At 75.1% G+C, this 7,297-nt stretch carries 7 protein-coding genes and 1 riboswitch; of the genes, 2 read left to right on the plus strand and 5 right to left on the minus strand.

Going from position 1 to position 7,297, the window contains the following annotated elements; genetic code table 11:
- Window positions 1-46: 46 nt before the first annotated feature.
- The 5 genes from ABD335_RS14630 to thiO all read right to left on the minus strand — a co-directional run bounded on the left by ABD335_RS14630 (window position 47) and on the right by thiO (window position 5,368).
- On the minus strand, window positions 47-820 hold the full coding sequence (locus tag ABD335_RS14630; protein ID WP_344322770.1) for a transglycosylase SLT domain-containing protein: 774 nt from the start codon (window positions 818-820) through the stop codon (window positions 47-49).
- A 315-nt stretch (window positions 821-1,135) separates the two neighbouring features.
- Window positions 1,136-3,058: a Stk1 family PASTA domain-containing Ser/Thr kinase gene (pknB, locus tag ABD335_RS14635; RefSeq protein ID WP_344322771.1), complete on the minus strand. Its 1,923-nt coding sequence runs from the start codon at window positions 3,056-3,058 to the stop codon at window positions 1,136-1,138.
- A gap of 150 nt (window positions 3,059-3,208) precedes the next feature.
- Complete coding sequence (locus ABD335_RS14640) at window positions 3,209-4,006, minus strand: thiazole synthase (RefSeq protein ID WP_344322773.1); 798 nt, start codon at window positions 4,004-4,006, stop codon at window positions 3,209-3,211.
- A 7-nt stretch (window positions 4,007-4,013) separates the two neighbouring features.
- Window positions 4,014-4,226, minus strand: a complete 213-nt coding sequence (gene thiS, locus ABD335_RS14645; protein WP_344322774.1) for a sulfur carrier protein ThiS — start codon at window positions 4,224-4,226, stop codon at window positions 4,014-4,016.
- A complete protein-coding gene (gene thiO, locus ABD335_RS14650; RefSeq protein WP_344322775.1) occupies window positions 4,223-5,368 on the minus strand; it encodes a glycine oxidase ThiO in 1,146 nt (381 codons plus the stop codon). The genes thiS and thiO overlap by 4 nt, the downstream gene beginning before the upstream one ends.
- Before the next feature lie 11 nt (window positions 5,369-5,379).
- Window positions 5,380-5,471: riboswitch (TPP riboswitch) on the minus strand.
- A gap of 141 nt (window positions 5,472-5,612) precedes the next feature.
- Between thiO and ABD335_RS14655 the strand changes: the two genes are divergently transcribed.
- Both ABD335_RS14655 and ABD335_RS14660 read left to right on the plus strand, forming a co-directional pair.
- Window positions 5,613-6,848: an NAD(P)/FAD-dependent oxidoreductase gene (locus ABD335_RS14655; protein WP_344322776.1), complete on the plus strand. Its 1,236-nt coding sequence runs from the start codon at window positions 5,613-5,615 to the stop codon at window positions 6,846-6,848.
- A gap of 32 nt (window positions 6,849-6,880) precedes the next feature.
- Window positions 6,881-7,246 carry an Rv2175c family DNA-binding protein gene (locus tag ABD335_RS14660; protein WP_344322777.1) on the plus strand — a complete coding sequence of 122 codons (366 nt, stop codon included), beginning with the start codon at window positions 6,881-6,883 and terminating at the stop codon, window positions 7,244-7,246.
- The last annotated feature ends 51 nt before the right edge of the window (window positions 7,247-7,297 follow it).

Raw genomic sequence — 7,297 nt, forward strand, 5'->3', positions numbered from 1 at the left:
CGGGCCGCCGGGCCGATCGGTGGGGGTGCGTCCGCCCCCGGAGGGATCAGTAGGCCGAGTAGACGTTGTCCATCGAGCCGTACCGGTCGGCCGCGTAGTTGCAGGCCGCGACGATGTTGGCCACCGGGTCGTAGATGTCCCAGGAGGTGCCCTCGACGTGGTACGCCTCGAAGGTGGGCGGGATCACCTGGAGCAGACCCTTGGAGGGGATGCCGTTCTGGGCGTTGATGTCCCAGGTGTTGATGGCCCGGGGGTTGCCGCTGGACTCGCGGATGATGTTGCGGTGGATGCCCTCGTAGCTGCCCGGGATGCCCTCGCGCTCCATGATGGCCAGGGCCTCGCGGATCCAGCCGTCCAGGTTGTCCGGGTAGGTGGGGGCGGCCTGCTGCCGCTCCCGCTCGGCGGAGCGGGCGGCGGCCTGCCGCTCGGCGGCCCGCTCCTCGGCGGCCTGCCGCTCGGCCTCCGCCTGCTGCCGGGCCTGCTCCTTCTCCGCGGCCATCTCGGCGGCGGCGGTCTTCTGCTGCTCGGCCTGCCGCTGTTCGGCCTTCCGCTCCTCCTCGGCGGCGTCGTTCTGCGCCTGCTGGAAGGCGACGGCCGACTGCTCGCGCAGGTTGCCCGCCTGGAGGGCGGAGCCGTTGTCCTCGACGGACAGCTTCACCGGGGCGGGAGCGGACTGGGACGAGGCCGCCGGCGCCATCTCCTCGCCCGGGGCGAAGCCGAGGGCCAGGGTGGCGGCGCCGGTGGCCGCGGCTATGCCGATGGCCGAGAGCTTGCGGGTACCGGCCGTGCGGAACTGGTCGAGAAAGGTGGCAACGGTCATGGGGGAGGAGAACCTCTTCCGATCGCTTGCGTCGCGGAGCCGGATCATCCGGACCGGCCGTGGGGCCGGAGGGGGTGCGCCGGGTTCTGCTCCTCGGCGCCGTGCGACCGTTGCATTGTTAGCGTCCGGAACTTATCCGGACAAAGGCGGGATGTACTACCCCGCCTCGTAGGAACCTCCGGCCCGCTCGCTCCCGAAAGGCCGTTTTCCCTGCTCGAAGCGGACGGAGCGCCCACTACGGACCTTCGTACGTGACGCACGTCCTATGGGGCGACTCACAACCGTGGCCCGCCCACGTGACGGTCCGTTACCGGCTCAACGCACCCAGATCGTGATCGTCGAGCCGCGCGGCGCCCGCTCGCCGCCGTCCACGGACTGGTCGAAGACCGTGCCGGTGAGGAAGATCCTGCGGACCTTCACCTCGAAGCCCGCGTCCTCCAGGGACCGCCGGGCCTCGTCCTCCGCCATCCCCTCCACGTCGGGGACCTCGACCGTGTCCGGACCCTTGGAGACGGTGAGCCTGACGGTGTCGCCCTCGGCCGCGACCGCGCCCTCGCCGGGGGACTGCCGGGCGACCGTGCCCGCCTCCTCCTCCGAGAACACCCGCTCCGGGGCCACCTCGACCTTCAGACCGGCCTCGGTCAGCCGCTGTCGCGCCGCGCCCTCGCTCTCGCCGACGACGTCCGGGACCTCGATGCGCTCCCCCTTGGAGACCACGAGGGCCACCGCCGCGCCGGGACGGCGCTCGGTGCCCTCCTCCGGGTCCGTGCGGACCACCGAGCCCCGCTCGACGTCCGCGTCGAACTCCCTGGTCACCATGCCCGGCGCCAGCCCGGCGTCCTTGAGCCGCGCGCGTGCCTCGGCCAACGGGACGCCCGTCACGTCGGGGACCTCGACCCGCTCGGGGCCGCGGGAGACGGTGATGGTGACCGTGCCGTTGCCGCGGATGCGCTCGCCGCGGCCGGGGTCGGTGGCGATGACCCGTCCCCTCTCCACGGTCTCGCTGTAGTCCCGGGCGATCCTCCAGTCCAGCCCGGCCTCCTCGACGGCCCTCTTGGCCTCGGCCTCGGTCATGGAGAGCACACCGGGGGTCCGGGTGAACTGGCCGGAGTTGACGTACCACACGCCCAGGCCCACGCCCAGGAGCAGCAGGACGGCCGCGACCACCGCCGGCGCCGAGCGGCGCCCGCGCGAGCCGGCCCGCGGCCGTCCGGCCGAGCCGTCGGCCGGGCGCGGCGGCGCGGGCAGCACGCTGGTGTGGTGCGTGGCGCCGGCGTCCGGCGGGACCGCGGACGCGCGGCGCGGAAGGACGGTGGTGCGATCCTCGGAGCCGACGGGCGCGCCGGCCGGATCGGGGGCCGCGGCCGGGGGCACGGCGTCGAGCTGCTCGTCGGTCAGCGACTGCCGCACCGCGCGGACCTCGGCCAGCAGCCCGACGGCGTCGGTCGGACGCCGCTCGGGGTCGCGGGCGGCGGTACGGGCCACCAGGTCGTCCAGCGCGGCGGCCAGGCCGGGGACGGCGGCGGACGGGGGCGGCACGTCCTCGTGCAGGTGCTGGTAGAGCACCTGGGCCGGGGTGCCGCCGGGGTGCGGCTTGGCGCCGGTCAGCATCTCGTACAGCACCACGCCGCACGCGTAGACGTCGGCCCGGGCGTCGGCGGTGCCGTGCTCGATCTGCTCGGGGGCGAGGTAGGAGACGGTGCCCATCACCGAACCGGTGGAGACGGAGGTCTGCTGGTCCACGGCCCGCACCAGGCCGAAGTCGGCGACCTTCACCCGCCCGTCGTCCCCTATCAGGACGTTCTCCGGCTTCACGTCGCGGTGCACCAGCCCCGCCAGGTGGGCGGCGCCCAGCGCGGCGAGCACCGCCTCCAGGATCTCCAGGGCGGCGCGCGGCCGGAGGGCGCCGCGCTCGCGCAGGACGTCGCGCAGCGTGCAGCCCTCGACGTACTCCATCGCCAGGTAGACGTAGCCGCCGTCGGAGCCCTGGTCGAAGACCCCCACCACGTTGGGGTGCGCCAGGCGCGCGGCCGACTTCGCCTCCCGGATGAACCGCTCGACGAACGAGGCGTCGGTCGCCAGGGAGGGGTGCATCACCTTCAGGGCGAGCACCCGGTCGAGCCGGGTGTCCAGGGCCCGGTAGACCGTGGCCATGCCGCCGACGGCGATGCGCGCTTCCACGCGGTACCGGCCGTCGAGCACGTGCCCGATCAAGGGGTCCTGGAGGGTCGTGTCCACGGCCCAGAGTCTACGAGCCGCCGTCCCCGCCGCCGCCCGCGCCGGCCGCAGGCGCACCGGAACGGTGCCGAACGGTGACGAAACCGCGGCACCGGTGCGACACGGGAAGCGCCGCCCCCACCGCCCGGCCCCCCGTGGCGGGGCCGTCCGTCACCCGAACGCCGGCCGCTCCGGATCGAGGTCGGCCATCCCCTCCGTCGGCGAGGACGCCAGCGCGAAGTGCCGGCGCGGGATGCGGCCCGCCCGGTACGCCAGCCGTCCCGCCTCCACCGCGTGCCGCATCGCCTCGGCCATCAGCACCGGCTCCTGGGCGCGGGTGACCGCCGAGGCCAGCATCACCGCGGCGCAGCCCAGCTCCATGGCGAGCGAGACGTCCGAGGCGGTGCCCGCGCCCGCGTCGAGGATGACCGGGACGGACGCCCGCTCGACGATCAGCCGGAAGTTGTGCGGGTTGCGGATGCCCAGGCCCGAGCCGATGGGCGAGCCCAGCGGCATGATCGCCGCGCAGCCCACGTCCTCCAGCCTCCGGGCCAGGACGGGGTCGTCGTTGGTGTACGGCAGGACGGTGAAGCCGTCGTCCACCAGCGTCTCGGCGGCCTCCAGCAGCTCCACCGGGTCGGGCAGCAGGGTGCGCTCGTCGGCGACGACCTCCAGCTTGACCCAGTCGGTGCCCAGCGCCTCGCGGGCCAGCCGGGCGGTGAGCACGGCCTCGCCGGCGGTGAAGCAGCCGGCGGTGTTGGGCAGCACGCGGATGTCGTGCCGCTCCAGCACCGACAGCACCGACCCCCGCACGGTGGGGTCCACGCGCCGCATCGCGACGGTGGTCAGCTCGGTGCCCGAGGCGACCAGCGCCTTCTCCAGGACGTCCAGGCTGGGCGCGCCGCCCGTGCCCATGATGAGCCGGGAGGCGAAGGTGGTGTCGCCGATGGTGAGCGGATCGTCGGCCATGGTCGGTTCAGCCTCCCTGGACTGCGGTCAGGACCTCGACGCGGTCGCCGTCGCCGAGGGGCGTCCGCGGCCACCGCCCGCGCGGTACGACCGTCTCGTTGACGGCCGCGGCGACGCCCGTGGACGCGGTGGTGAGGGTCGCCACGAGCCGGTCGAGGGTGAGGCCGGCCGCGACCTCGCGGGGCTCGCCGTTGACGTGGATGGTGACGTGGGTGCTCATGCGGGGCTCTCCTGGAGCGTGCGGTCGAAGCGCCGGGGGGTGAAGGGACGGATCTCCTCGGGGACGTCCCCGGTGGTCAGGGTCTCGGCCAGGGCGTCGCCGGTGATCGGGGTGAGCAGCACCCCGTTGCGATGGTGGCCGGTGGCCAGGTGCAGGCCGGGCAGGGCGGTCGGACCGAGCAGCGGCGCGTTGTCGGGGGAGCCGGGGCGCAGCCCCGCCCGCGTCTCCACCAGCGGCAGCTCGGTGATGCCGGGCACCAGCTCGTGCGCGTCGCGCAGCAGCTCGTAGACGCCGCCCGCGGTCACCGTGGTGTCCCAGCCCAGCTCCTCGCTGGTGGCGCCGAGCACCAGCTCGCCGTCCGCGCGCGGCACCAGGTAGACGTGGCCGCCGCGGACCAGCGCCCGCACGGTGCGGGAGAGGAAGGGCGCGTACGCCGGCGGGACGCGCAGCCGCAGGATCTGGCCCTTGACCGGACGCACCGGCGGCAGCACCTCCTCGGGCACCCCCGCCAGCCGCCCGCTCTCGCTGCCGGCCGCCACCACCACCCGGTCGGCCTCCACCGTGGTGCCGTCCGCCAGGACCGCCCCCGCCGCCCGGTCGCCGGCGACCGCCAGCCGTTCGGCCCGCCGCCGGACGAAGACCACCCCGGCGCGTTCGCAGGCGGTCAGCAGCGCGGCCGTCAGCCGCCGGGGATCGGTCTGGTGGTCGCCGTCCACGCGCAGCCCGCCGCGCACCCCCGGGGCGAGCATCGGCTCCAGGCGGCGGCACTCCCGGCCGGTCAGCCACGTCGAGTCCAGTCCGCAGCGCCGGTGGAGCGCGTGCAACTCCCGCAGGTGGGCGCGGTCGTCGGCGTCCAGGGCGACGGCGAGGGTGCCGCAGGCGCGGTAGCCGATCTCCCGGCCGGACGCCTCCTCCAGCTCGGCCGCGAAGGCCGGATAGCGGCGCGCGGAGGCGAGGTTGAGGGCGAGCAGGGCCTCCTCGCCGTAGTGCAGTTCGGTGACGGCCGCCAGCATCCCGGCCGCGACCCCCGCCGCCCCGCCGCCCGGCTCCGGGTCGACGACCGTGACCTCCGCGCCCCGCTGAGCGGTCCGCCAGGCCGTGACCAGCCCGATCACGCCACCGCCGATGATCACCACGCGCATGGGCGTCGCGCCCCTCCCTTCGCCGGCATGACCCGGATCAGGTTCGTACGGTCGGAGGCCGCGCAAGCCTCCCTCTCAGCCCGGTGCGCCGGGCTCCCGCGAGTTCGTCCCTCGATTCGCCGCTCACCCTACTGTGGGCCCCGGCGCGGCAGAAGGGGAGCCCGGACGGATCGGGTCCGGGCGAGGCCCGCGGGGAATCCGGTGCGCGCTCCCCGGGGCCCCGCCGACCTCCTAGAGTGATCGCGTGAGCGTGCGAACCGAGCAGAGCGGGCAGCGGGTCCTCGTCGTCGGAGCCGGGCCGGCCGGGGTGCAGACCGCCGTGCAACTGCGCGAGCAGGACTGGCCCGGGACGATCACCGTGGTCGGCGCCGAACCGCACCGGCCCTACGACCGGCCGCCGCTGTCCAAGGCGGTGCTGACGGGCAAGGCCGCCGACTCCGCCTTCGACGTCGACTTCGACGCGCTCGGCGTCGAGCTGCTCCTGGGGCGCAACGCCACCGGGCTGCGCACCGGCGACCACGAGGTGGACACCGACGCCGGACCGCTGCCGTACGACCACCTGGTCCTCGCCACCGGCGCCGAGCCGATCCCCCTGCCCGGCGCCGAGAGCGGGCTGGTGCACCTGCTGCGCACCCTCGACGACGCCGAGCGGCTGCGTCCGGTGCTCGACGCCCGGCAGCACGTGGTGGTGGTCGGGGCGGGCTGGATCGGCGCGGAGTTCGCCACCGCCGCCCGCGAGGCGGACTGCCCGGTGACGGTGGTCGAGGCCGCCGACCGGCCGCTGGCCGGGGCGCTGCCGCCCGAGGTCGCGGAGCACATGCGCCGCTGGTACGAGGAGGCCGGCGTCGACCTGCTCACCGGGCGCGCCGTCACCGGTGTGCGGGTCGGCGCCGCGCACCCGCGCGTGGTGGAGCTCGCCGACGGCTCGTCGCTGCCCGCCCGGGCCGTGGTGGCCGGGGTCGGCGCGCGTCCGGCCACCGGCTGGCTGGCGGGCTCGGGCGTGGCGCTGGGCGAGGACGGCGCGGTGCTCGCCGACGAGCGGCTGCGCACGTCCGCCCCCGACGTGTACGCCGTCGGCGACTGCGCCTCCTTCCCCTCCGCCCGCTACGGCCGCCGGCTGCTGGTGCACCACTGGGACAACGCGCTCCAGGGACCCCGCACGGTCGCCTCGCTGCTGGTGGTGGGCGAGGCCGAGACACCGCCGTACGACCCGGTGCCGTACTTCTGGTCCGAGCAGTTCGGCCGTTTCGTCCAGTACGTCGGCCACCACGACGACCGCGACGAGCTGCTGTGGCGCGGCGATCCGCAGGGCGCGTCCTGGTCGGTGTGCTGGCTGCGCGACGGCGCGCTGAACGCGCTGCTGGCGGTGGGACGGCCGCGCGACGTCGCCCAGGGCCGGAAGCTGATCGAACGCGCGGCCGTACTCGACCCGGCGCGGGCGGCCGACCCGACCGTTCCCCTGAAGAGCGCCGTGCGCTAGTGACTGTCGGTGCGAGGTGGCAGGCTTGTGCCGTGACCGAGATTGACGCGAAGACCGATGCTCTCGTCCCGGCCTGGCTCACCCTCCCCGACGTCGCCGAGCGGCTCGGCGTCGAGGTGACGCGCGTGCGGCAGCTGATCAAGGAGGGTCAGCTCATCGCGGTGCGCCGCGGCGAGAACAAGGTGCTCCAGGTGCCGGCCGACTTCATCGGCGAGGGTCGGATCGTGAAGGGGCTGTCCGGGACGATCACCCTGCTCAAGGACGACGGCTTCAGTGACGAGGAGATGCTGGAGTGGCTGTTCACCCCTGACGACACCCTGCCCGGCACCCCGGCGCAGGCACTGCGCGAGAATCGCGGGACCGAGGTGAAGCGCCGGGCCCAGGCGCTCGCCGTCTGACCCGCCCCGCCGCCCGGCTCCGGGTCGACGGGCCACCGGCGACCGCACGAC

The organism is Streptomyces macrosporus (assembly GCF_039533145.1).
Lineage (GTDB): Bacteria > Actinomycetota > Actinomycetes > Streptomycetales > Streptomycetaceae > Streptomyces > Streptomyces macrosporus.